Source organism: Enteractinococcus fodinae, from assembly GCF_031458395.1.
GTDB classification, from domain to species: Bacteria; Actinomycetota; Actinomycetes; order Actinomycetales; family Micrococcaceae; genus Yaniella; species Yaniella fodinae.
The window spans coordinates 1,736,245-1,761,453 of sequence record NZ_JAVDYJ010000001.1; the positions used below are offsets into that span (position 1 = coordinate 1,736,245).

Genomic DNA, 25,209 nt, shown 5'->3' on the forward strand with positions numbered 1-25,209 from the left:
ATGTAGTCGTTGTCGAACACGGGTTTCCTCAGTTCGGCACCTTGTGGACAAGCTGCTCAGCCGAGCTCATCATCCCATCTGACCTGCTGCGCGTCTAACCATTCTGCGGCATTGACAGTGTCCTGCCTATAAGCGCTGGTCTCTGGTTGGGTAGCCCAGAGGAAAAATTCTTTATTGCCGTCTTGGCCAGGCAACGGACTGGCGGCAAGACCTCGAGGACGCAATCCATGGGTCAGCGCCGCTTCGATCACGCCAAGCACAGCTGCTCGTCGTTGGCGCGGATCGCTGACCACCCCGGTTTTCGGCAAGTGCTCTCGGCCGATTTCAAATTGCGGTTTCACCATCAGGATCAGGTGGGCTCCCGGAGCGCTCACCGTGGTAAGCGCGTTGAGCACCAAGGTCAGTGAGATAAATGATAAGTCAGACACCACGATATCTACGGGGGCACCAACATCCGCCAGGGCTAGGTAGCGAACGTTGACTCCCTCGCGCACGTCCACGCGCGGATCAGCACGCAGTCGTTGAACGATCTGGTCGTGCCCCACATCGACCGCAATGACCTCCCGTGCACCCCGTTGAAGCAGCACATCGGTGAACCCTCCGGTCGAAGCACCGGCATCTAAGCACCTGGCCCCGGTAACCTGCACGTTGCTAAAACTATCGAGGGCACCGGCCAGCTTGTGTCCAGCACGGGATGCATACTGCGGCCCCGAAGCAGTGAGTTCAATCAGAGCGTCGGCGGCTATTTTCGTGGCGGGTTTGGTCACCGGTTGGCCATTGACCTTCACCTCCCCTGCCTGAATATGCCGCACTGCGATAGTCCGTGAGCTGACGAGTTGGCGAGCAACCATGACCTGATCCAGGCGTTTCATACTAGGTCAGCCCCGGGCCGTGCTCGTCGGGAGCGTTGAGTAGCTCTGTTAACTCGGCTAGCACCTGCTCGTAGGCTGCCAGCTCCTCGGCTGGACGCAAATCCGATACATGTTCCAGGGCAGACTGAAGATGCTGGGCGACGGTTTCAGGGTCGATCATGTTGGCCTCGGTGCTCGGGTTCCGGTGAGTTTAGCAGCACACTCAGATCAGGTAGGACCCAGGTAGGTGAGGAGATTCGGCGAAACGCTGGAAGATCTGCGCGCCGATGGATCCCGGTTTCCACCAGTGCACCGTCGAAACCAGCGTTGAGGGCGCCCAAGACATCCGTATCGAGACGGTCACCAACAACTAGGGGCTGACGCATCGAGAACCTGTTTGCCATGGTCCGAAACATCGTGGGCGCGGGTTTTCCGGCAGCAAGTTCGGGACGGTGACCGGTGGCTTGAGCAACGGCATTGACGAGGGACCCGTTACCGGGCGCCACCCCTTGGGCCAGCGGAATCGTCAGATCGAGGTTCGAGGCCAACCACCCGGCACCGTGTTGGATAGCAAAACTCGCTTCAGCAAGATCTTTCCACCCAAGGTGCGGGTTGAAACCCTGAACTACTACTTGCGGAGCGTCGGCGGCCACCGCTGTAGTGGCGAAGCCGGCGGCTTGGATCAGTGCCGTCAGTTGCTCTGATCCGGTGACTAAAACAGGCCCATCAGCGGGCTGGTACTCACGCTTCAACACGTCAGCCACCGCTTGGGCGGAGGTGATCACATGGGTGCTGTCTGTGTCCACCCCGAAGCTCGTGAGACGGTCTGCCACATCTGCAGCAGATTTTGAGGCATTGTTGGTCACGAAACCCACCGGGATACCGCGTTCGATGAGCGCATTGAGCGTGTCTACTGCATACGGGATCGGCTGGGCTCCGGCATAGACGACCCCGTCGAGGTCGCAGAGCAAGCCGTCATAGCCGTGATAAAACGTGGTCACGAACTACGCGTCTCCACCTTCGGTCTGTGCGCGACGTTGGTGTTCGGCAGGGGGAACGACATCGCGAGCCCGAACCGACACGGGCGTGTCTTCCCCGTCGAGGTCGAGAATCTCTGGCTCAGGTTCGACATCAAGCCCTAGTGCACGTTCTGCGCGTCGAGCAAGACTGGCCCACTTGCGTCCCTCCTCGGCGCGTCCAGCCGCGCTCAGGGCTTGGGCATAAGCCCGAAAGAGCCGCGGCGAATACGAAAATCCGCGCCGCGGATTCAATTCAGGGATCTCCAGAGCTTTTAGAGCTGACCGCGGGTCGTCGTTGTCGAGGTGAATTCCTGAAACAACGATGGCAAGTTCGACTCGGGACGCGACCGGGAGCTGGTCCGGTTTCACTTCAGCCGCAAGTTCTAAAGCTTTGTCCGTCCGGCCCAACGCGCGTTCGGAATCAACCATTTCTGGCAAGTGGGCGTTATCGCCACTGATCCGCCGATAGGTCCGGAATTCGCGAAGCGCTTCAGAGAAATTACCTGCCGCATAAGCGGTCATCCCGGCAGCCTCACGAACCACAGCGAGCCGACCACCGCGCCGAGACGCAGCAAGTGCGTGCGCAAAAGCAAGCTCCGGATCATCATCGATTAATCGTGCGGCCATCACTAAGTGTTTTTGCACCCAGGGACGGTTGTGCTCGTCTAAGGCACCCAGCTCTCGTTGGACGCTCTTGTCTAGCTCACGGCCTGTAACGTCCTCATCGATGTCTGGCGACCGGCCGCGGTCGGGCCGATTCGAGGAGCGCAGATCAGCCGGATTATGCTGCGGTGTCGACTCCGACTCGCTGTCCCGGGGACGCCGCTGATTCTCACCCTGGCGCGGCCCTTTGCCACGATACTGCTGATTTCCGCTGCCTGAACGGCCCCGCTGAGCACCCCGAGTTTCGCTGCCTCGGCCTGCACCCGAACGGCCTGCTTGCCGGGGTGTGCGCGCCCGGGACCCTTCTCGACGCTCAAAACGATCAGATCGTGATGAGTCGTCGCGATTCCGCGGCTGGTTTCCAGTGGTATCGGTCAAAGTTATAGCGTCCTTGAGTCATTCGGAGGCCTGTTGGGTAGTTGGCAGGCACATTTACACAGTGCCTCCATCTTACAGCTGTTCGTGGACGCGTTGAGGTGGCTGTGCCGCTCCTTATGCTAAGCGAACAAGACGGTCGTGGTTATCTACACTGGGGCAAAACTTTACCCAGTAACGGTATAGAACACATCACGGATTTACCGCGGTCCAGATTGACAAAATCTGGGTCGGACCCGCCGACCGGAAAGCTTTCGAACCCGCGGGTCGGGCTGCTGGCGTGAGACGCAATCGGGGGAATATTGGACATGGATGTCATCGGAGTCTCCTCATAGACCTCTGAGCACGACGATGTGCCGGAAACAGATAGAACCTGTGGAACTTGCTGTACTAACTGGCAGATGGAACACACTTCGGCTAGATGGGCCTGGACACGGACGCCTCTGGGCTGTCCGTGGAAGCTGAAACAACACAACGTTCGGGGGTATTCGAATCGACTGTGCCTTCCAACTTTGGCGCTGCGACAGTGCAGCACCGATACCGCTCAACTGTAACCTACGTCACCTAAAAGGGGTAGGGGGTTGGTTGAAAATTTTTGCATCTTCTTAGAGCAATGCGTCTCAATAGCTCAATATTTGCCGCTAAAGCGGAGCTGCACGTGGTATCGTGCAAGTTCGGATCATGTGGCCTTTGAGCCTTACCAGGCCAGTGCTGCTGCATGTGCTGTCGTCATCCACCCATGATTGCCAGGTAGTGCACACGAGCCGCTCGTACAACCAATGGTGCAGCCATCGTTGATGGTTACACCTACAAACTGCCAAGGAGTTCAAACACATCATGGCTACACCCAGCCCCGGTTATTCGATCATCGTCAAAGTTCAGGCACCTTCCACCTTCACCGCAACTAGTGACCTCACCGCTCTCGTGGCGGAGGCCGGCGCCGCGATCACAGCGCTCGACATTGTTGATGCCAGTCATGAGTCCAATATCATCAACCTGGCGTGTAACACGCTAGGGAAAGTGCACAGCCAGCAAGTCCGAGACGCTATTGAAGCCCAGGAAGGATTCAAGGTATTAAGCCTTTCGGATCGTACCTTCCATATGCATCAGGGCGGAAAGCTCCAAACCGTATCAAAGGTCAACGTTCGGAACCGCGATGATCTCTCACGGGCATACACTCCAGGTGTGGCACGGGTGTGCAAGGCCATAGCCAAAGATACGGCACGAGCCCGTGAGCTCACTATCAAACGCAACACCATCGCAGTGGTGACTGATGGCACCGCGGTGCTTGGTTTGGGCGACATCGGACCAGAAGCTTCGATGCCGGTCATGGAAGGTAAAGCTGTGTTGTTCAAGCAGTTTGCCAACGTGGACGCCTGGCCTGTGGCGTTGGACACCAAAGACACCGACGAGATCGTCGCGATCGTCAAAGCTCTGGCACCAGCGTATGGCGGCATCAACCTCGAAGATATTTCAGCACCGCGTTGCTTCGAGATCGAAGCCCGGTTGCGAGAAGAACTCGACATTCCCGTATTTCACGACGATCAACACGGCACCGCAATCGTCACCCAGGCGGCACTCAACAATGCTCTTAAAGTGGTCGGCAAAGATATCGCCGACGTCCGGATCGTTGTCTCAGGTGTTGGGGCAGCAGGTCACGCGATTATTCGGTTGTTGCAAGCGTCCGGAGCTCAGCACATCTTAGCTGCAGGTCGTGACGGGGTCCTCGAGCCTAACACCACTCAGCGAGACGAGCACCGCCAGTGGCTAGCTGATAATACCAATCAGGCCGGCTTCTCTGGGTCGCTCAAGGAAGCTATGGTAGGCGCGGATGTCTTCATCGGGGTGTCAGCTCCCAACTTGTTGGACGAAACTGATATCGCCAGCATGAATGACGATGCGATTGTTTTTGCGATGGCTAACCCCGATCCCGAAATCCTGCCGACGGAAGCTTCAAAGCATGCTGCGGTAGTGGCCACCGGACGTTCGGATTTCCCGAATCAGATTAATAATGTTTTGGCGTTTCCGGGACTCTTCCGTGGGCTGCTCGACGCGGGTGCATCCGATATCACTGAGGACATGTTAGTCGCGGCCGCCGACGCGATTTCGGAAACCATCACCGAGGATGAACTCAACCCGAGCTATGTCATCCCGTCGGTGTTCAATACTAGAGTCGCCCCAGCCGTAGCTGAAGCGGTGGCCGAGGTCGCCCAACGAAACGGTAACGCTGCAAACCTTGTAACAGGCACGCAGGACGACATCGACTTCTAAGACGCCACATAACCTGTTAGCCGTGTGTGAGGCTCAATAAGGGTCTCACACACGGCTTTGTCATGTCAGGCGTGATCGAGAGCGTCTTGGAGTGCGGAGAGTACCAGATGGGCGTTCGCTTCGGTGGCGTTATGCCCCATCATGCCGATCCGCCAGATCTTTGACGCGTATTCGCCGGTACCGGCGCCTATCTCAAGATTGTACTTCTCCATAAGATAGCTACGTACTGCAGCCGAATCCACGCCGTCTGGGACCTTCACCGTCGTCAGTTGAGCTAACCGCGCGCCCTCTTCAGCAAATAATGTGAGTCCCATGGCCTCTAGGCCATCCTGCAATGCCTTACCGGCTGCCGCATGCCGTGCGTAAACATTATCTAGCCCTTCAGCAAAGATCCGTTCTAGCCCCGCTTTTAGCGAGACCACCATACCTGTGGGGGCCGTGTGGTGATAGGTGCGTTGCCCACCGGTGGTGCCAGTGGCGTATCCCCCTAGCAAGTTGAGGTCCAGGTACCAGTTTGCCGGCCGTTCCACACGGCGTTCATACGCTCGTTCTGAGATAGTGAAAGGTGCTAGGCCGGGAGCAACGCCAAGACATTTTTGCGATCCAGCATACGCGATATCCACACCCCACTCGTCGAGTTCAATTGGCATCCCCCCGATGGAGGTTACACAATCGGCGAGCAACAGGGCGTCGCCTTTGTTCTCTCCCAACTGTTGGATGTCAGAGACGACCCCGGTGGAAGTCTCCGCGTGGACCGCGGCGATGATGTTCGGATTCGGATGAGCGGTCACCACCCGCTCAACGTCGACTGGTGTGCCATACTCGTGTTCTACCGAGATGACCTCGGCGCCATGCCGCGACGCCACATCCACCATACGCTCGCCGAACAGCCCATTGACCGCGACCACCACTACATCTCCCGGGTGGATTGTATTCACAAAGGCCGCCTCCATCCCGGCGGAACCGGTCGCGGACAGTGGCAGAGTTCGCTGATTCGCGGTCCCCCACACACGCCGCAGCATGTCGCTCGTGGCATCCATAGCAGCAATGAAGGTGGGGTCCAGGTGACCGAGCAAAGGCAAGCTCAACGCTAGGTGAGCTTCTGGATAGGGGTTGCAGGGTCCAGGGCCAAATAATTGACGACCGACGATAGGACTTTCAAATACTGAGTTATATGTCATAGTTCACTAGTCTAGGTCGCCCCATAGCGGGCAGGTATATTCAGTTACCCTTATGACCAGCGGTGATGCCTAGGCACCGAGGTCGAGACCTGGTTAAGCTGGCCCCATGAGTTTTGATACACCTGCGATACTGGGTGATCTCTCCCCAGCTGCCTTACGAGCTTCCGGCTCGATGAAATGGTCAATGTACCCAGAACACATTAACGGGCACGAGACCATCCCATGCTTCGTTGCCGAAATGGATTTCGCCCCAGCTGGCAATATCAGAAGGGCGTTGAAACATTGGGCCGAGCATGCGCCGTTGGGGTATCGGCCTCCTGGTCTGGTGCAAAATTTTCAACAAGTTATCGCCGAGCACTACCGAGACCTCGGCCTAACAGTGGATCACGATGCGATTCGCCCTATTTCGGATGTCATGACGGCGTACGATGCCGTGGCCAGGATCTTTACCGCGCCGGGCACGCCAATCACACTATTGACACCGGCCTATATGAATTTCATCCAGCATATCTTTGAAGACCAGCGCCCGGTACGCAATGTCAGTATGCTCGCGCCTGATGCGCTGCACCAGCAGTGGAGAATTGACTGGGAAAGACTTGAACAAGCACTCGCAGACGGAGGGCTTCTAGTTTTAGTTAACCCTCATAACCCGATCGGCAAGGTATACAACCGAACAGAACTCGAGCAGATTGCAGAGCTCGCTCGGCAGTATAACGTGCGGGTGTTTGCCGATGAAATTCATGAGCCGCTGGTTTTTGATGGGCATAGCCACGTCCCCTTCGCGTCAGTTAGTGCCACAGCTGCAGAATGTGCAATTACGGCTTGGTCGTGTACCAAGGGATTTTCGGTACCAGGCGCTAAGGCAGCTTGTTTGATTTTCACGCGCGATGGTGACCAGCGACGGTGGCAAGAGTTTGGTCAGCATTTCGAGATGGGTACGGCATCTTCCGGCTACGTCGCGACCATATCGGCGCTCAAGGATGGAAGCGAGTGGTTCCGGGTTGCTATGGACCAGTTAGAGCAGAACCGGAAGCAACTCACACAGTTGGTGGACACCTACCTGCCTGGAGCGGTCTACACGCCACCCGAAGCCACGTATTTGGCATGGATCGACCTACGAAGCACACCCAATTATGAAGCAGTCGTAGCCGATGTGCCCCAGCGCTATAGTCTCGCTGAGGCAACTGCACAACGCTGTGGAGTCATCGCTACAGATGGTGCCGCGACCGGAGATGTTGGCGAGGGCCACCTACGAATCAATTTCGCCACAGGGCCGGAAATATTAGACATGATCATAGATCGCCTGGGTTCGGTCTTCAGCAGGCAGAACTCTGGGCCCTAACGAATGGCAAGGGATAGAGCACCGATACCCGCGAACTGACGATGCAATTACAACAACTCACCCACAATCTGTAGACGAGGTAGGTCCCACCCTTGCTCAGGTACAGTGGTAGCACCCAAATAGCAGGACAGTATTGGAGGTCATTGCAATGTCGTATCCGCCAGCAGAGCTCAAACTCATCGATCTCAACGCAGAACAACAGGTACTCCGTGATTCCGCCGAAAGCGCGGTAGCTCGACGTGCAGGAAGCACCGTGTACCGGGGTGATGGCGTCAGACAGACTATGGTCGTGATATTAGCAGGTGAACACATGGCAGAACACTGGAGCCCCCAAGAAGGTTTCATACACGTCATGGAGGGTAAAGTCGTTCTTCATGGTGATGATAGAAACTGGGAAATTGCTGCTGGACAGATGTTGCCCCTGCCCCCAGAAAAACACTCTGTCACCGCGATTGAAGATAGCACTTTGACACTAACGGTGTTGCGACAAAGCGTTATTAACCGATAGGTAATAAGTTCCCGGAACGGAAGATCCGGAAGGCGCACGACACCATGTTTGTGTTGTTAAATGCAGGGGCCCCGGGAGGGGGCCGACCGTGTGGTCGGGGCCCTCCCGGGGCGCCTGTGAATGGTTGTCCGGCGGTGTCCTACTCTCCCACACCCTCCCGGGTGCAGTACCATCGGCGCTGTGGGTCTTAGCTTCCGGGTTCGGAATGGGACCGGGCGTTTCCCCCACGCTATAACCACCGTAACCCTTGAGCTCACCCCGTGGTGGGGTGGCAATCCTGTGGGTCACCGGTGTGGTGACGACATCTTATGCAATTCTGGGTGACCCTACCCACCCCTGGTTGCGGGGGGTTCGGGGGTGGTCACGGGGTGGTGTTGCTGTAACCGTATAGTGGACGCGCATCAACAAATCCTGTTGAGTGGTCTCGTGGACGCATGCACGTGTTCTGTGTGCACGTTATTGTGTGGTGACTCGTGTCAGACCTTTTGCTGCCTGACAATACACACCCCCCTCCACGGTGTGGTGTGGGGTGTGGGTAAGTCTTTGGTGTATTAGTACCGGTCAGCTGCACACATCTGTAGTCTGTGCTTCCACTTCCGGCCTATCAACCCAGTAGTCTACTGGGCACCTTATAAGGAGAATTCATCTTGAAGCCGGCTTCCCGCTTAGATGCTTTCAGCGGTTATCCATCCCGAACGTAGCGAATCAGCCATGCACCTGGCGGTACAACTGACATACCAGAGGTTCGTCCGTCCCGGTCCTCTCGTACTAAGGACAGACCTTCGCAATTCTCCAACGCGCGCAGAGGATAGGGACCGAACTGTCTCACGACGTTCTGAACCCAGCTCGCGTACCGCTTTAATGGGCGAACAGCCCAACCCTTGGGACCTACTCCAGCCCCAGGATGCGACGAGCCGACATCGAGGTGCCAAACCATGCCGTCGATATGAACTCTTGGGCAAGATCAGCCTGTTATCCCCGGAGTACCTTTTATCCGTTGAGCGACGACCGTTCCACAACGAGTCGCCGGATCACTAGTCCCAACTTTCGTTCCTGCTCGACATGCCTGTCTCACAGTCAAGCTCCCTTGTGCACTTACACTCAACACCTGATGACCGACCAGGCTGAGGGAACCTTTGGGCGCCTCCGTTACCATTTAGGAGGCAACCGCCCCAGTTAAACTACCCATCAGGCACTGTCCCTGGACCAGATCATGGCCCGAAGTTAGATATTCACTATCACCAGAGTGGTATTTCACCGATCGACTCCACCATCACTAGCGTGATGGCTTCACAGTCTCCCACCTATACTACACAAGTGACAGTCAATACCAATACCAAACTATAGTAAAGGTTCCGGGGTCTTTCCGTCCTTCTGCGCGTAACGAGCATCTTTACTCGTAGTGCAATTTCGCCGAGTTCATAGTAGAGACAGCGGAGAGGTCGTTGCTCCATTCGTGCAGGTCGGAACTTACCCGACAAGGAATTTCGCTACCTTAGGATGGTTATAGTTACCACCGCCGTTTACTGGGGCTTAACTTTTCCGCTTCGCCCACACAAGGTGGGCTAACAGATCCGCTTAACCTTCCAGCACCGGGCAGGAGTCAGTGCATATACATCGTCTTACGACTTCGCATGCACCTGTGTTTTTGATAAACAGTCGCCTCCCCCTAGTCTCTGCGGCCCTTACCCCCTCAACCCAGCACGTGGGTCTCAGGGTCCGGGCCCCCCTTCTTCCGAAGTTACGGGGGCATTTTGCCGAGTTCCTTAACTATGATTGTCTCGATCGCCTTAGTATTCTCTACCTGACTACCTGTGTCGGTTATGGGTACGGGCAACACTACACCTGGCGCCGATGCTTTTCTAGGCAGCATAGGATCACCGGATCCCCCACCACGTGGGGGCCCATCACGTCTCAGGCATGTGTCTGGCGGATTTCCCTACCAGACGCCCTACACGCTTAGACCAGGACAATTCCACTGCCTGGCCCGGCTACCTTCCTGCGTCACACCTGTTAATGCGCTTGACCTACTGGATCAGGTCCCAATCGCACCACCAGTGCACACCCGAAGGTGCACACCGCTGGCTTGAGAGGTTAGTCTCACCAGCGTGTCATGGGCGGTATAGTATCGGTACGGGAATATCAACCCGTTGTCCATCGACTACGCCTGTCGGCCTCGCCTTAGGTCCCGACTAACCCAGGGAAGATTAGCTTGACCCTGGAACCCTTAGTCATCCGGCGGACGGGTTTCTCACCCGTCATTCGCTACTCATGCCTGCATTCTCACTCGCGCAGAATCCACCACAAGTTCACACTGCGGCTTCACCTCCTACACGACGCTCCCCTACCCCGCAACACCAGCAGGTGTTGCAGTCATGGTTTCGGCGGTGTGCTTGAGCCCCGCTACATTGTCGGCGCAGAATCACTTGACCAGTGGGCTGTTACGCACTCTTTCAAGGGTGGCTGCTTCTAAGCCAACCTCCTGGTTGTCTCAGCAACTCCACATCCTTTCCCACTTAGCACACGCTTAGGGGCCTTAACCGATGATCTGGGCTGTTTCCCTTTCGACGATGAAGCTTATCCCCCACCGTCTCACTGCTACGCTCAACTTGCCAGCATTCGGAGTTTGGCAGACGTCAGTAACCTTGTAGGGCCCATCAGTCAACCAGTAGCTCTACCACCAGCAAGCACACGTAACGCTGCACCTAAATGCATTTCGGGGAGAACCAGCTATCACGAAGTTTGATTAGCCTTTCACCCCTACCCACAACTCATCCCCTCAGTTTTCAACCTAAGTGGGTTCGGTCCTCCACGCGCTCTTACACGCGCTTCAACCTGGTCATGGGTAGATCACTTCGTTTCGGGTCCAGAACACGCGACTGACTCGCCCTCTTCAGACTCGCTTTCGCTACGACTACCCCACACGGGTTAACCTCGCCACGCATCACTGACTCGCAGGCTCATTTTGCAAAAGGCACGCCCTCACACCCCACAGGATGCTCGGACGGATTGTAAGCACACGGTTTCAGGTACTATTTCACTCCCCTCCCGGGGTACTTTTCACCATTCCCTCACGGTACTGATTCACTATCGGTCACTAGGAAGTATTTAGGCTTACCAGGTGGTCCTGGCAGATTCACACGACGCTCCACGAACGTCGTGCTACTCGGGACATACTTGACAGCACCACATACTGTTTCGTCTACGGGACTATCACCCTCTACGGTGAGGCATCCAAACCTCTTCGACTACACCATGTAGCCACTGCGGTGCACGGCAGTACACCACCAACTACGCCCAACAACCCCGATCACGCAACCCCTGCCGGGTATTCCACGTGACCGGTTTAGCCTCATCCGCGTTCGCTCGCCACTACTAACAGAATCACTATTGTTTTCTCTTCCTGCAGGTACTGAGATGTTTCACTTCCCCGCGTTCCCTCCAACTGGCCTATACATTCAGCCAGCGGTCACACACACGCCCGAAGACGCACATGCGGGGTTTCCCCATTCGGACATCCTGGTCTCACCGTTTGGTTATCAACTCCACCAGGCTTATCGCAGATTCCCACGTCCTTCATCGGCTCCTAGTACCAAGGCATCCACCGTGCGCTCTTGCTAACTTACCCAACCACCACCCCAACAAGGGGGCCGCGGCTGCCCAAATCACAACACAACGCAAATATCACACCATCACCCAGCCAACGGCTGAACGAATGATGCAATCACACAGAACAATCACATACCACACACCCACCCACAAAGGGATGCGTGTGCGACACTCATTGAACTCAAAGATGCTCGCGTCCACTATACAGTTACAATCAACAACACCCCACCACTACCAGCCACCACACACCCTGTGTGCGGCACCACTAGCAGCAGGACCAACAACCACCCCCACACACCATCCACCCCACCCAGGGACAGACGCATGCATTCAACAGGGGGTTTTCAGTGGTTGTTCCAAAACCCAACAGTATGCCAAAATCACGCCACGCGCCCACCACCAGGACCACGTTCCACGACCAACCCCACCCAATACAGGGTAGGATTGCTCAGTACTTGTGCTCACTGATACCAGCCACGCACGGACCACCACCACCCCGACAACGTCGGGCCAGTGATGATTTGTTTGATGTTCCACCCACGCACAACCATCCCGACCATCCCAGGATGGGACGATCAGACCAATGACAGTTGTGCTCTCTAATATCTTGAGATATCAACTATCTCCTTAGAAAGGAGGTGATCCAGCCGCACCTTCCGGTACGGCTACCTTGTTACGACTTAGTCCCAATCACCGGTCCCACCTTCGACGGCTCCCCCCACAATGTGGTTGGGCCACCGGCTTCGGGTGTTACCAACTTTCGTGACTTGACGGGCGGTGTGTACAAGGCCCGGGAACGTATTCACCGCAGCGTTGCTGATCTGCGATTACTAGCGACTCCGACTTCATGGGGTCGAGTTGCAGACCCCAATCCGAACTGAGACCGGTTTTATGGGATTAGCTCAACCTCACGATCTCGCAACCCATTGTGCCGGCCATTGTAGCATGCGTGAAGCCCAAGACATAAGGGGCATGATGATTTGACGTCGTCCCCACCTTCCTCCGAGTTGACCCCGGCAGTCTCCCATGAGTCCCCAACCGAATTGCTGGCAACATAGAATAGGGGTTCCGCTCGTTGCGGGACTTAACCCAACATCTCACGACACGAGCTGACGACAACCATGCACCACCTGTACACCAGCCCCGAAGGGAAACCCCATCTCTGAGGCGGTCTAGTGTATGTCAAGCCTTGGTAAGGTTCTTCGCGTTGCATCGAATTAATCCGCATGCTCCGCCGCTTGTGCGGGCCCCCGTCAATTCCTTTGAGTTTTAGCCTTGCGGCCGTACTCCCCAGGCGGGGCACTTAATGCGTTAGCTACGGCGCGGAAATCGTGGAAATGATCCCCACACCTAGTGCCCAACGTTTACGGCATGGACTACCAGGGTATCTAATCCTGTTCGCTCCCCATGCTTTCGCTCCTCAGCGTCAGTAACAGCCCAGAGACCTGCCTTCGCCATCGGTGTTCCTCCTGATATCTGCGCATTTCACCGCTACACCAGGAATTCCAGTCTCCCCTACTGCACTCCAGCCTGCCCGTACCCACTGCAAACCCAGGGTTAAGCCCTGGGCTTTCACAGCAGACGTGACAAACCGCCTACGAGCTCTTTACGCCCAATAATTCCGGATAACGCTCGCACCCTACGTATTACCGCGGCTGCTGGCACGTAGTTAGCCGGTGCTTCTTCTGAAGGTACCGTCACCCCCAAAGGGGGCTTCTTCCCAACTGAAAGAGGTTTACAACCCGAAGGCCGTCATCCCTCACGCGGCGTCGCTGCATCAGGCTTGCGCCCATTGTGCAATATCCCCCACTGCTGCCTCCCGTAGGAGTCTGGGCCGTGTCTCAGTCCCAGTGTGGCCGGTCACCCTCTCAGGCCGGCTACCCGTCAACGCCTTGGTAGGCCATTACCCCACCAACAAGCTGATAGGCCGCGAGACCATCCCAAACCGCAAAAGCTTTCCACCAACCACCATGCGATGGCTAGTCCTATCCGGTATTAGACCCAGTTTCCCGGGCTTATCCCAGAGTTCAGGGCAGGTTCCTCACGTGATACTCACCCGTTCGCCACTCATCCACCCCCAGCAAGCTGGGAGCTTCAGCGTTCGACTTGCATGTGTTAAGCACGCCGCCAGCGTTCATCCTGAGCCAGGATCAAACTCTCCATACAAAACATATGAAAACATTCAATCAAACAGACCAGGCCGGAAACAGCCCAATCCCTGGCACTACCACAACCAACCACACGGAGGTACGATCAGCCATGGCATAACCATTCAAAAATAAATGGCATCAAACAAACTTGGCACACTATTGAGTTCTCAAACAACCACCACCACCCACCAACCACCCCACAACACGCAGAGCAGCCACCAAGCAGCAAACCAACGACCCACAACCAAACCGTCATGAACCACACCAAAACCGGCGCAAAACACAACACTAAACAACGTCTAGCTGAGAGTCAAATTCTATCAACGTGATGTCAGCCACACTTCGATCAACTGGCACTTGAGCCATTGTTCGCTGTAAAACTGATCATTACTATCGATACTATCTGACCACTATCAATATCTGATTAGCTATCAGGACCGAATTGCAACCTTAGCATAACTGCTTCAGTGTTTGTCAACTCGGCTTCCGCTCTCGTTTATTCGAGTGCGGATCTTTACTATATACCGAAGTTCATCTGCATTTCAACTCGCAGATGCATACGTTCGGAGAAGTAAATTTTCTCTGACCTTGACGTGGATCGCTGTATAAATTTTTCTAAAAGAACTTCGGTGTCTCAGCGCTTCCCGTCTCCGGTCTGCCCTGGGCACGAGAGATAACTATACACACCTTAATTCCGAACGCAAAATCGGCGGACTCGATACGATCTGAGCAACAGAACCGCATGAATCCGCCGATTTATCAGCTTGAGCTATTCATTTATTGTCAAGAATTAGAATATTGAGATGTAGGTCTCAGTGCTTAGCCGCGGTCAGATCAACGAATCCGAGATTTCGACGGCCCCTGCGTACGATGAAGTACTTCCCGTGGAGTGCTTCGCTGACATCGATAGATTGCTCTGGATTTTCGACCTTGGCATTGTTTAAGTACGCTCCGCCATCTTTGACTGTACGACGCGCTGAAGACTTTGAGACTTCCAGACCGGTGGCCACCAGTAGGTCGATGATCGTTAGGTCAGTGGGTAACGATCCAGGAGCGGCGAAGGGAAGTTCTGTTCCGGCCGCTTCAAGTGTTGGAGCATCAATACTGTGAAGATCACCGCGACCAAAAAGGGCAGCGGAAGCATCAATAACCCGCTGAGTCTGTTCCTCACCATGCACCAATGAGGTTACTTCCCACGCGAGTCGGCGTTGAGCTTCGCGACGGAACGGCTCTTCAGCGACCTTCTGTTCAAGCTCTGCGATTTCGTCGCGACTAAGAAATGTAAAAACTTTTAGCCGGTCAATTACGTCCGCGTCGGCCGTGTTGATCCAGAATTGATAGAACGTATAAGGCGAACACATCTCAGGGTTCAACCAGATGGCGTTTCCTTCGGATTTCCCGAATTTCGTTCCATCAGAGTTTGTGATCAACGGGGTACCAAAAGCGTGGACATGTTCGCCTTCTACTTTTCGCACCAACTCAGTGCCGGAGGTCAGGTTGCCCCATTGGTCTGACCCGCCGGTCTGCAGCGTGACATTATGGCGACGGTACAGCTCCATGAAGTCCATCCCTTGAAGGACTTGATAGGAAAACTCTGTGTACGAGATTCCTTCATCGGATTCCAGACGCGATGCGACGATTTCTTTTCGAATCATGGTCCCGACGCGGAAGTGTTTGCCGATGTCGCGCAGAAAGTCGAGCGCTGACAAATTGCCAGTCCAGTCCAGGTTGTTGACCATTACGGCACCGTTGTCACCTGCGAATGATAAGTACTGCTGGATCTGGTCTCGTAAAGTCTCGACCCAGCCTTCCACCGTTTCTCTGGTATTCAAGCTTCGCTCGCTTGTTTGTCGGGGGTCCCCTATGAGACCGGTTGCCCCTCCAACAAGTGCAACTGGCCGGTGACCTGCCAGTTGGAGTCGACGTAAGACGAGCAATTGGACGAGGTGTCCAAGATGCAGGGACGCTGCGGTCGGATCGAACCCGCAGTAATAGTTTATTGGGTCCCCTGCGAGGGCTTCTTCGAGTTTATTTTCATCAGTGGAAACTTGGACGAGACCTCGCCATTGCAGCTCCTGCCAGATGTTTTCGAAAGAAGGATCATTGGCTTGTCGACTCAAAAACTCTTCGTTATTCACGCTGTTCAAGTTACCAGTTTCCGTCCCCAAGGATGAAAGTCTCCGCCTTATATGTCCTGCAAACCAAGTGGCAACTGCTCGACAGTTGCTGTAGTTATCAGGGTCAAGGTCTGCGTCGCCCGGGTCATCGCCACATAAAGATCACCCACCGACCCACCAGCACCACTGACAATATCTTGCGGTTCGACAATGATTACAGCATCGTATTCGAGGCCTTTAGCTTGCTGAGGTGAAACCAAGACAAGGTCACGATCCCGCCGACGACCGATGCCCCTCCACACGCGCCCCGGATATGCATGGTCTAATACTTCATGCACCATGTCGTGTTCCGGAATGGGCGCGATAACCCCGACAAGCCCGCCTTGGATTCTGCCGAGCTGTTTTTGCACGGTGTCGAGTATTTGATTTGGGCAGTGCTGGGGAGTGGTCACCACAAGTTCAGGTTCATAATCGCCTTGACGAAGAGCTTGAGGTGTAGTCACTGGGCGTCCTGCTTGCGTTGCTACTTCGGCAGCAGCTTCGGCTATGCGGGCAGGAGTCCGGTAATTGACTGTCAGTTCAGACTGACGCCAGTTGCCTCCAGCAAACGGAGCAAGCACTGAGGGCCAATCCGATTTGGCGGCGGCGCCTGAAGCCTGTGCTAAATCACCCACAACCGTGAAGGACCGTAACGGGGAACGCCGAAATAGCATGCGCCATTGCATATGGGTGAGCTCTTGCGCCTCATCGACAATAATGTGTCCGTAGGTCCAAGTACGATCTGACCTTGCCCGGTCGGCAACAGATTTCCATATCGCCTCTGGTTCTTGGGCAGCAGCGAGCATTTCCGCTGTCACGACCCCATCGACACCGATGTCTTCCAAGGTGTAATGCATGTTCTCCAAGGCAGCTTCGGCAGTATCGAGGTTTCGCTGTTTGCTTCGCTCACCTGAGGAACCACTTGCTAGAGAAGAAGAATCCCCTAATGCGACGGCGGCCTCGTCCAGGAGCGGCACGTCAGCCTCAGTGAATTGCGCGCCCGGTTGCCGCAGCAGACTCTTAATTTCCCTAGCAGTCAACATGGGAGCGGCATCCACGAGATATTGCGGAGTGGAAAGTAACTGATTTATCAACCCTGTCGGGGTCAGCGGCATCCAGCAAAGATTCAATAAGCGTCGTACTTCTACCGACTGACGTATCTCTTGACGCAAGTACGAACGATCAGCCTTGTTTACTAGGCCGTCGTCTCGCTTTGGACTCACGATGTCGCGCAGCTGGTCATATAACGTCTTGACCATATGGTCAACGAAAACTTCTCGCGCCTGGTTGTGCGGTCGTCCCGACTCGCGCGCGTGCTTGATGGCCCGCCGAATTTGGGCTGGCCGAACGCGCAGCCGGGTCCCTTCGACATGAACATAGGTTGTTTCCGGAATTGACCGTTGGCGCAAGCTGACGGCGTTGGCGATAACTTCAGCCATCTCCGCACGACCTTTTATTTCCGCTGCGTCAGAACTCACTTCCGGTACCCCGTGGACACCCGGATAAATGTTCCCGATAGAACTCATGACCACACCGGTTTCACCCAACGAGGGTAAGACCTGATCGATATAGTTCATGAATGCTTCAGAGGGGCCAACAAGTAGCACCCCGGACTTTGCCAGCCGATCTCGATGCGTATAGAGCAAGTAGGCAGCCCGGTGTAGTGCCACCGCAGTTTTACCGGTGCCTGGCCCTCCTTGCACGACAAGGACGCCCCGCATATCGTCGCGAATGATTTCGTCTTGCTCTCGCTGAATTGTCGCCACTATATCGCCCATAACCCCGGTCCGCGGGGCACTGACTGCTGACAACAGGGCTTGTGAGGCGTGTTCTTCGTCATCGGAAGTCAAAACGTCATCTTCAAATGACTCCACCGTACGCCCGCTCATCATAATGTGGCGTCGACGGGCAACACCCTGCGGATATGCGGCCGTTGCTTGGTAGAACGGAGCGGCTTCCGGCGCCCGCCAGTCAACTAACAGTCTTGAGCGATCGTCATCGGCTAGGCCAATTCGTCCAATATGTCGAGTTACGGCGTTGATCGTGTCAAGCCGACCAAAGACTAGGCGCTCATCTACCGCATTGAGCTGGTTGATCCGATCACGGTAAAGAGTGGCAAAAGAGTCGCGCTCTGATTGGTTCTGCAGAGAGCCTTGGAGGCCTTGGGCTTGGACTCGCGCAAGTTGTCGTTGTTTTTCTTCCCGCAACGTATCGAGGCGACTGTAGAGTTTCGCGATGTACTCACGTTCTGCTGCCAACTCGTGTTGATACCACGAAGTCGTACCGGTGGACCCGTGTTCGTCGGTCACCAAGGCTCCTTTACTGCTGGTACATTCCGCCAGCACTAGCTCACATCAACCCACTAGCTTAGCTATGACTCAGCGCAGACCGGTAGGATTTGTGGCGATAAACTCACGGATTTCCGCCAATTGCCGCTTAAACTCCGTCAATTGATGTGTTACTGCTTCTGGTCCAGTGCCTCCCTGACTCGACCGGGAGGTCAGCGATCCTTCGGTAGATAACACGGCGCGCACGTCGGGGGTGAGATGTTCTGAGATGCTGGCGTATTCGTCGTCAGTGAGATCCCAGAGTTCAACACCTCGATTTTCAGCAACGCGCACGGCTTCCCCGGCAAGCTCGTGAGCTACCCGGAATGGGACGCCCTGACGGACCAGCCACTCGGCGATGTCGGTTGCCAGCGCAAAACCCTCCGGTGCTAATTCGGCCATTCGTGCTGTGTTAAATGTCAAAGTAGCTACCTGACCTGCGAAGGCCGGTAACAGCAACTCCAAGGTGTCTGCCGCGTCAAAAACGGGTTCCTTATCCTCTTGGAGGTCCCGGTTGTATGCCAACGGCAGGGCTTTGAGTGTGGTCATTAACCCGGTGAAGTCCCCCAGCAGACGACCAGATTTGCCCCGGGCCAATTCGGCGATGTCGGGGTTCTTCTTCTGCGGCATGATGGAGGACCCAGTCGAGTAAGCGTCGTGCAGCGTCACGAAGTTCACTTCCTTGGTCGCCCAAAAGATGATTTCTTCGGATAATCGCGAGAGGTTCACCCCGATCATTGAGGCGATCCAGGCGAATTCGGCGAACACGTCCCGGGATGCTGTGCCGTCGATGGAGTTCCACACCGCCGACTCAAAACCGAGATCCTTCGCGATAGATACCGGATCGAGGCCAAGGGATGACCCAGCCAATGCACCAGATCCATAGGGGCTAACCGCGGCACGCCGGTCCCAGTCCACGAAACGTTGTAGATCGCGTAAGAATGCCCAGCCATGTGCCAAGAGATGGTGCGATAACAACACGGGTTGGGCGTGTTGTAAGTGGGTGCGACCGGGCATTGGAGCGTAGGGATGATTCTCTGCCTGAGTGATGAGCGCATCTACGACTTCAAGCAGTTGGGCTGATACGTTGCGCGCACTATCACGAAGAAACATGCGACCCATCGTCGCGATTTGGTCATTACGTGAGCGACCTGCCCGAAGCTTGCCCCCGAGGGTCTCGCCCGCACGTTCCAGCAGACCTCGCTCTAATGAGCCATGAACATCCTCGTCAGACTCGGCCGCGACATAGCTGCCATCCAGAACATCTCGTTCCAAGGTGTCGAGGGCAGCCAGCATGTCAGTCAGCTCCTGATCAGTTAGCAGGCCTGAACGGTTCAGCACTCGAGCATGCGCTCGCGAGCCTGCGATGTCGTAGCGTGCGAGCCGCCAGTCGAAATCGGTAGATTTACTCAGCGCGGCTAATGAATCCGCTGGACCGTCCGAAAAGCGACCTCCCCAAAGCGAACCTTCGTTTGTGCCATGTGATGGAGCCTCAGCCATGTGTTGAAACCTTTTCTTCCGCGATTACTGTTGAGTCAAAACTACCAACATTTTGGCGTCCCAAAAGCCCCGCTACCCTCTTGCGGCCTTGCACAAGACCTATCGGGGCCTTCCGAGGTCTCACCTCGCCGATGTGTCGCGCTTACAGGCAACGAGTAGCAACGCAGTCTCGCGGTCAGTGCTGGAGAAATTGTCTAAACTGGACGGCATGACAGAAAACCAGTCCGAAAATCAGCCAGAGCTAACAGATGAACAAATAGAGTTTCTCAATTCCCTCTTTGACTACGCGCGCGAAGGTCAGGTGGTCGCACTCACTTCCGCCATCGACCAAGGTATCCCGGTGGATCTGACAAATCATAATGGTGACACTTTTTTGATTTTGGCCGCATATCGGGAACAGCCAATAATCGTAAAGGCTCTTCTCGAACGTCAAGCTGATGTCAATCTCCTCAACAATCGCGGTCAGTCTGCGCTGACCTGTGCGGTTTTCATGCAAAATGAGGATATTGCTCGTCAGTTACTAGATGCTGGTGCCGACCCTGATCTCGGCCCGCAGTCGGCTCGCGCAACAATCTCGGCGATGGGGCTGGACCATATGGGAGACTTCCTAGCTGCTTACGAGGCAGACCAGTCGGCACGTTCCGGCGAGCAAAAATAACTTTTATCAAGCCGCCATATACTCTCAGACCAAGCGGTCTAATCTAGGAGCAATTTTGACTCAAACTATGTCCCCTCCACCCCGTCTGTGGACGGCAACCGGTCTCGGCATCGTGGCAGCACTTACGTTGTCATCGTGTGGGGGCGGCCCTCCTGCACTGACCGAAATCGCTACCGAAGCCAGGCAGTCGATGGAAGATGCAACCTCATTTACCTACACGGTCACCGATCCTGATGGTGTCCACGGTGATGAGTTGGAATTGGGCGAATTCTCCAGCCACACAGACCAGGTCAACTACAATATTCTGCTGGAAATGCCCCAAGCTGACGTCGAAGTGCGTGCCGTCGATGAGAGCAATGCGTTTCTGCGGCTCAATCTCAAGGATGAATCTCTGAGCGAGATCCTTGGGAATGTCGACACTGACGGTCAATGGATTGAAGTCCCAGAAGCCGAGCAAGAAGACCTCAGCGAATACACCCAAGATTTTGACAGCATCATCGAGACAACCTTCTCCCTCATAGAAGGTCTCTCCGAAGAGGAGCTCGATACCATTGAGGTCGAAGAGACCGAGCTGGATGGTCAAGCCGTTTATAAATACGTAGTACCAGCAACAGCTGACGGTGAGACTGTTCACTACACCGGGGCCGAGACCGTGGAATTTTATTTCCTCCAGGAAACTTCCGACCTAGTTCAGGTAGATGCTTCCACTGGCGACTCCACGGCAACCCATGGTTTTTCTGACATGGATGCAGTGGAGGTCTTTGAAGCTCCGCCCGAAGATGAGATTTCGGATCTGGAGTGGTCCTTCTAGGGTGCGCACCGCTCTGTGCCAGAATCGTCCGGAGACTTGAGCTCCGGACGATTGTTGTTCTGCCTTATGACGGTCGAGGATCTTGCTCGGCGTAGGCGATAAAATCAGCTGCCACCGCTTGGCCGCCATCCGGCACGCGCGTTATCACCATGATCGCATCGTCCCCGGCGATGGTGCCTAGAATACTGTGCAGTCTGGCTTGATCGATTGCCGAGGCAAGAAACTGTGCCGCTCCCGGCGGCGTGCGAAGAACTGCCACGTTGGCTGATCCTTCAGCCGAAAGGAGGAGTTCTTTGCATAGTGAGGCCATGCGAGCTGCGGCGGTTTCTGCAGATTGGCTGCCTTGCCCGGGGCCTCCGGTGGCCTCGTCCCCCGCGACGTGATACACCATCTGTCCTGATTCGTCTCGGATCCGGGTGGCACCAATATCGACCAGGTCTCGTGACAATGTTCCCTGCGTCACGGAGACGCCGCGCTGTTCCAGTACCTCCGCTAGCTCGGCTTGGGAACGGATCCGTTGTCTAGAAAGGACGGTCCGGATCTCGTGTTGACGAGCTACTTTGGTCATGGGAGCGGCCATATCACACTACTTGTGAACGTGATGCTACAGCCTGTGGCAGCTCAAGGTCCGAGGGGATGTCCGCTAGTCCGGATGCATACAGTAACCATGCAATGAGGGCCTTTTGGGCGTGTAACCGATTCTCGGCCTCATCGAAGACCCTGGACTGTGGGCCGTCGATCACCTCGGCCGTTACTTCGTAACCTCGGTACGCGGGGAGGCAGTGCAAAAAGATCGCCCCCTTATCGGCAAGTGCCATGGCCTTGCTATCGACCGAATAGTCTTCAAAGAGCTTCATCCGAAGTTCAGCTTCGGCTTCCTGACCCATCGAAATCCACGTATCCGTCACGACCACATCTGCTCCGTCCAAGGCCTCTTGGGCGTTTGTGGTGATGGTCACCGAGCCGCCAGTTTCAGCTGCACGTTGTTGTGCTGCTTTGACCACCATCGCATCGGGCAGATAGTCGGCGGGACCGGCTATGCGCACATGCATGCCGGCCGTGACGCCGCCAAGCAGATACGAATTCGCCATATTATTTGCCGCATCGCCAAGATACGTCATGATCAGACCAGCAGTAGCTCCTTTTGCTTCGCGAACCGTCTGAAGATCGGCAAGTACTTGGCACGGGTGGTAGTCGTCGGTGAGCGCGTTAATGACCGGGATCGAAGAGTTCTCTGCCAGTTCCACGATGCCCGACTGAGCAAAGGTCCGCCAAATTACCACGGAGACCATACGTTCAAAGACCTTGGCTGAATCGTAAATCGATTCTTTGTGCCCCAGCTGAGATTCTCCCGGGTTAATAATCAAGGGGTTACCCCCCAACTCGCTCAGTCCTGCCGCAAAAGAGACCCTCGTTCGAGTAGATGTCTTGTCGAACATGACGATCCCAGTTTGGGGGCCAGCCAAGGGTTTGAAGTCGTAGCGCCGGTGTTTCATCGTTGCAGCAAGTGACAGTACTTCGTCCTGTTCAGCTGCTGTCAGGTCAGTATCGACGAGAAAATGGCGTGGGGTCGTCGGCATTAGGCCGCTCCTTCTACGTACAGGTCAACTAATTAGCTTCGGCAATGGTTTCCGCGATGATATTCGGCAGATCGGTGAGTAACGGGTCGACTTGCTCTGTGGTGATGATGAGCGGAGGCGCCAACCGCAGAGTGGTCGCGTCGGTAGCGTTGAGGATGTATCCATATTCCAATGCTTTGGACACCACGGCCGGGGCCAACCCGGCTTCAGGCAGCTTTTGGTCCTGCTCCAGAATGGCTCCGGTATCCAGTTCGACACCCTGCCATAACCCATAAGCACGAACAGTCTTTACCCCGGGGAGAGTTCGCAACCGGTCGGCCAGATAGGTCCCCACGGTACGGACATTGTCCAGGATCTTGTCGTCCTCAAGAGTCTGCAATACCGCAAGAGCAGTTGCGGTGGCCAAGGGGTTACCCCCAAAGGTGGTACCGTGCTGGCCTGCGGTGAACAGCTCGGAAACTTCCTTGCCGAAGGTCACCAGGGCGCCGATTGGCATGCCCCCGCCCAAACCTTTGGCCAAAGTCATCGCGTCGGGAACTACGGGTTCTTGGCTACCGGTGATGTCTGGGTTTTGGAAGCCAAACCAGGTACCGGTGCGGCCGATCCCGGACTGGATTTCGTCGAAAATGAGTAGCGCGCCGTGCTCGTCACAAGCTTGACGGACCCGACGCAAATAGTCTACCGGGAAATCTCGCACGCCGGCTTCGCCTTGTACCGGTTCGATGATAACGGCAGCTACCGTGTCGTCCATTTCGGCTTCTAATGCCGCAATATCCCCTGCGGGGACAAACACCACACCGCCAGGAAGCGGCTCGAAAGGTTCGCGGTATTGCGGTTTCCAGGTCAGTGCCAGCGCGCCCATTGTCCGACCGTGGAAAGCATTTTCCAAGGCAATAATCTTGGTACGGGTGCCACCGGCGGCGTAACTATGACGACGCGCGAGCTTAAAAGCAGCCTCGTTGGCTTCGGTACCGGAATTTGCGAAGAAACACGTACCGTCTTTTGCCCCGGCGAGGGCGGTGAGGCGTTCTGCTAATTCCACCTGGGGTAATGAGGTAAACAAATTCGAGATGTGCCCAAGAGTGCGCGCCTGTTGCGTCAGAGCTTCCACTACCGCCGGATGGGCATGTCCCAGGGCGTTGACCGCGATGCCGGCGAGGAAGTCGGTGTAACGGTTTCCGTCGGCATCCCAGACGTACACTCCCTCACCTTTGACGAGGGCTGTAGCTGGGGTGCCGAACATGTTGGTCATGGCACGCTGATAGCGGTCCAAAAGGTTTTGCGTCAAGTGTGCTCCTATGGGGTGACCTGGGTACCTACACCGGCGGTCGTGAAAATTTCTAACAGCATGGAATGCGGTTGCCTGCCATCGACGATGTGCGCTTGTGGCACGCCAGCGTCAACGGCAGCCAGGCAGGCCCGCATTTTTGGAATCATGCCGGTTTCCAGTGAATCAACCATCTGCCGAAGTTCGGCAGCTGTGATTGCAGTGATTAAGGATGCGGGATCTGGCCAGTTGCCGTAGAGACCTTCGACGTCTGTCAGCACGACCAGCTTTGATGCCCCTAACGCCCCGGCGAGTTCGGCTGCTGCAGTATCGGCGTTGACGTTGAGCACTTGGCCGGTCGGTTGGCCTGTGGCCGGGTCATATTCTGGGGCGACCGACGACACGACGGGAATCCGGCCGTTTTCGATCAAGTCGGTGATCGCATTGGTATTGACGTGGACGACATCGCCAACCAGGCCTAGATCAACTTCTTCGCCGTCAATGACGTGTTTGGTCCGATGCGCTGCAAAGAGGTCAGCGTCTTCACCGGACAGCCCCACCGCGTACGTGCCATGCGCGTTGATGAGTCCCACGAGCTGTCGGCCGACCTTGCCGGTCAGCACCATCCGGACGACTTCCATCGTTTCTTCGGTGGTGACTCGCAGACCGCCGCGAAATTCAGATTGAATGTCGAGCTTTTTGAGCATCTGACTGATCTGCGGCCCACCGCCGTGGACTACCACCGGGTGGATGCCGCAGTGATGCAAAAAGACCATGTCCTGGACAAACGCCTCGCGGAGCTCATCGGAAACCATGGCGTTGCCACCGTATTTGATGACCATCGTGGTGCCGGCAAATTTTTGGATCCAAGGCAGGGCTTCGATCAACACGGCGGCTTTTTCGGCAGCCTTGGACATGTCTCGTTGTGTAGTGACCATATC

Annotated in this window: 17 protein-coding genes and 3 rRNA genes; 5 read left to right on the forward strand and 15 right to left on the reverse strand. The window is 55.7% G+C overall.

Translation table 11 applies throughout. From position 1 onward, the window contains the following. Positions 1-56 precede the first annotated feature (56 nt). From J2S62_RS08070 to J2S62_RS08085, 4 genes are read right to left on the reverse strand one after another with little or no spacing between them, the layout of a single operon-like run. Positions 57-872 (reverse strand): TlyA family RNA methyltransferase, encoded by an 816-nt coding sequence (locus J2S62_RS08070; RefSeq protein ID WP_310173437.1) that lies wholly within the window; start codon positions 870-872, stop codon positions 57-59. Position 873: 1 nt separating this feature from the next. Continuing rightward, entirely contained in the window at positions 874-1,032 is a 159-nt protein-coding gene (locus tag J2S62_RS08075; protein WP_310173439.1) for a hypothetical protein, read from the reverse strand. After that, positions 1,019-1,852, reverse strand: coding sequence for an HAD-IIA family hydrolase (locus J2S62_RS08080; protein WP_310173442.1), 834 nt, complete (start codon positions 1,850-1,852; stop codon positions 1,019-1,021). The genes J2S62_RS08075 and J2S62_RS08080 overlap by 14 nt, the downstream gene beginning before the upstream one ends. Positions 1,853-1,855: 3 nt before the next feature. Next, entirely contained in the window at positions 1,856-2,911 is a 1,056-nt protein-coding gene (locus tag J2S62_RS08085) for a tetratricopeptide repeat protein (RefSeq protein WP_310173444.1), read from the reverse strand. An 834-nt stretch (positions 2,912-3,745) separates the two neighbouring features. Between J2S62_RS08085 and J2S62_RS08090 the strand changes: the two genes are divergently transcribed. Beyond that, entirely contained in the window at positions 3,746-5,179 is a 1,434-nt protein-coding gene (locus J2S62_RS08090) for an NAD-dependent malic enzyme (protein ID WP_310173446.1), read from the forward strand. A gap of 65 nt (positions 5,180-5,244) precedes the next feature. On the opposite strand, the gene J2S62_RS08095 is transcribed toward J2S62_RS08090, so the two are convergent. Continuing rightward, positions 5,245-6,360, reverse strand: a complete 1,116-nt coding sequence (locus tag J2S62_RS08095) for a pyridoxal-phosphate-dependent aminotransferase family protein (RefSeq protein ID WP_310173448.1) — start codon at positions 6,358-6,360, stop codon at positions 5,245-5,247. A 106-nt stretch (positions 6,361-6,466) separates the two neighbouring features. Between J2S62_RS08095 and J2S62_RS08100 the strand changes: the two genes are divergently transcribed. Continuing rightward, on the forward strand, positions 6,467-7,702 hold the full coding sequence (locus tag J2S62_RS08100; RefSeq protein ID WP_310173450.1) for a MalY/PatB family protein: 1,236 nt from the start codon (positions 6,467-6,469) through the stop codon (positions 7,700-7,702). A gap of 148 nt (positions 7,703-7,850) precedes the next feature. After that, a complete protein-coding gene (locus J2S62_RS08105; protein ID WP_310173454.1) occupies positions 7,851-8,210 on the forward strand; it encodes a cupin domain-containing protein in 360 nt (119 codons plus the stop codon). Between the two features lie 126 nt (positions 8,211-8,336). On the opposite strand, the gene rrf is transcribed toward J2S62_RS08105, so the two are convergent. From rrf to argH, 6 genes are all read right to left on the reverse strand, one after another. Then, positions 8,337-8,453: ribosomal RNA gene (gene rrf / locus J2S62_RS08110) — 5S ribosomal RNA — on the reverse strand. Between the two features lie 288 nt (positions 8,454-8,741). Continuing rightward, positions 8,742-11,838: ribosomal RNA gene (locus J2S62_RS08115) — 23S ribosomal RNA — on the reverse strand. A 612-nt stretch (positions 11,839-12,450) separates the two neighbouring features. Further along, positions 12,451-13,985 (reverse strand): 16S ribosomal RNA (locus tag J2S62_RS08120). The 16S, 23S and 5S rRNA genes sit together here, the layout of an rRNA operon. 796 nt (positions 13,986-14,781) lie before the next feature. Continuing rightward, positions 14,782-16,116: a tyrosine--tRNA ligase gene (gene tyrS, locus J2S62_RS08125; RefSeq protein WP_310173456.1), complete on the reverse strand. Its 1,335-nt coding sequence runs from the start codon at positions 16,114-16,116 to the stop codon at positions 14,782-14,784. 38 nt (positions 16,117-16,154) lie between these two features. Further along, a complete protein-coding gene (locus tag J2S62_RS08130) occupies positions 16,155-18,434 on the reverse strand; it encodes a HelD family protein (protein ID WP_310173458.1) in 2,280 nt (759 codons plus the stop codon). A 69-nt stretch (positions 18,435-18,503) separates the two neighbouring features. Next, on the reverse strand, positions 18,504-19,952 hold the full coding sequence (argH, locus tag J2S62_RS08135) for an argininosuccinate lyase (protein ID WP_310173460.1): 1,449 nt from the start codon (positions 19,950-19,952) through the stop codon (positions 18,504-18,506). Positions 19,953-20,160: 208 nt separating this feature from the next. On the opposite strand from argH, the gene J2S62_RS08140 reads away from it, so the two are divergent. Together J2S62_RS08140 and J2S62_RS08145 are read left to right on the forward strand one after the other, a co-directional pair. Then, the gene (locus J2S62_RS08140) at positions 20,161-20,610 is read left to right on the forward strand and encodes an ankyrin repeat domain-containing protein (protein ID WP_310173462.1); all 450 of its coding nucleotides are present in this window, start codon (positions 20,161-20,163) and stop codon (positions 20,608-20,610) included. A 67-nt stretch (positions 20,611-20,677) separates the two neighbouring features. Then, positions 20,678-21,421, forward strand: a complete 744-nt coding sequence (locus J2S62_RS08145; protein WP_310173465.1) for a hypothetical protein — start codon at positions 20,678-20,680, stop codon at positions 21,419-21,421. Between the two features lie 64 nt (positions 21,422-21,485). Here the strand turns inward: J2S62_RS08145 and argR are convergent, their stop codons facing one another. From argR to argB, 4 genes are read right to left on the reverse strand one after another with little or no spacing between them, the layout of a single operon-like run. Beyond that, positions 21,486-22,001 (reverse strand): arginine repressor, encoded by a 516-nt coding sequence (gene argR, locus J2S62_RS08150; RefSeq protein WP_310173468.1) that lies wholly within the window; start codon positions 21,999-22,001, stop codon positions 21,486-21,488. A 1-nt stretch (position 22,002) separates the two neighbouring features. Next, a complete protein-coding gene (gene argF / locus J2S62_RS08155; RefSeq protein ID WP_310173471.1) occupies positions 22,003-23,001 on the reverse strand; it encodes an ornithine carbamoyltransferase in 999 nt (332 codons plus the stop codon). A gap of 28 nt (positions 23,002-23,029) precedes the next feature. Then, on the reverse strand, positions 23,030-24,289 hold the full coding sequence (locus J2S62_RS08160) for an acetylornithine transaminase (protein WP_310173473.1): 1,260 nt from the start codon (positions 24,287-24,289) through the stop codon (positions 23,030-23,032). 8 nt (positions 24,290-24,297) lie between these two features. After that, entirely contained in the window at positions 24,298-25,206 is a 909-nt protein-coding gene (argB, locus tag J2S62_RS08165; RefSeq protein WP_310173476.1) for an acetylglutamate kinase, read from the reverse strand. Positions 25,207-25,209: the final 3 nt, after the last annotated feature.

Excerpts from the sequence above, each read along its gene's own strand:
- J2S62_RS08145 (WP_310173465.1), top strand. The coding sequence starts at position 20,678 with ATGTCCCCTCCACCCCGTCTGTGGACGGCAACCGGTCTCGGCATCGTG.
- argB (WP_310173476.1), bottom strand. The coding sequence starts at position 25,206 with ATGGTCACTACACAACGAGACATGTCCAAGGCTGCCGAAAAAGCCGCC.
- argF (WP_310173471.1), bottom strand. The coding sequence starts at position 23,001 with ATGCCGACGACCCCACGCCATTTTCTCGTCGATACTGACCTGACAGCA.
- J2S62_RS08100 (WP_310173450.1), top strand. The coding sequence starts at position 6,467 with ATGAGTTTTGATACACCTGCGATACTGGGTGATCTCTCCCCAGCTGCC.
- J2S62_RS08105 (WP_310173454.1), top strand. The coding sequence starts at position 7,851 with ATGTCGTATCCGCCAGCAGAGCTCAAACTCATCGATCTCAACGCAGAA.
- J2S62_RS08075 (WP_310173439.1), bottom strand. The coding sequence starts at position 1,032 with ATGATCGACCCTGAAACCGTCGCCCAGCATCTTCAGTCTGCCCTGGAA.
- argH (WP_310173460.1), bottom strand. The coding sequence starts at position 19,952 with ATGGCTGAGGCTCCATCACATGGCACAAACGAAGGTTCGCTTTGGGGA.
- J2S62_RS08140 (WP_310173462.1), top strand. The coding sequence starts at position 20,161 with ATGACAGAAAACCAGTCCGAAAATCAGCCAGAGCTAACAGATGAACAA.
- argR (WP_310173468.1), bottom strand. The coding sequence starts at position 22,001 with ATGGCCGCTCCCATGACCAAAGTAGCTCGTCAACACGAGATCCGGACC.
- J2S62_RS08070 (WP_310173437.1), bottom strand. The coding sequence starts at position 872 with ATGAAACGCCTGGATCAGGTCATGGTTGCTCGCCAACTCGTCAGCTCA.
- J2S62_RS08095 (WP_310173448.1), bottom strand. The coding sequence starts at position 6,360 with ATGACATATAACTCAGTATTTGAAAGTCCTATCGTCGGTCGTCAATTA.
- J2S62_RS08090 (WP_310173446.1), top strand. The coding sequence starts at position 3,746 with ATGGCTACACCCAGCCCCGGTTATTCGATCATCGTCAAAGTTCAGGCA.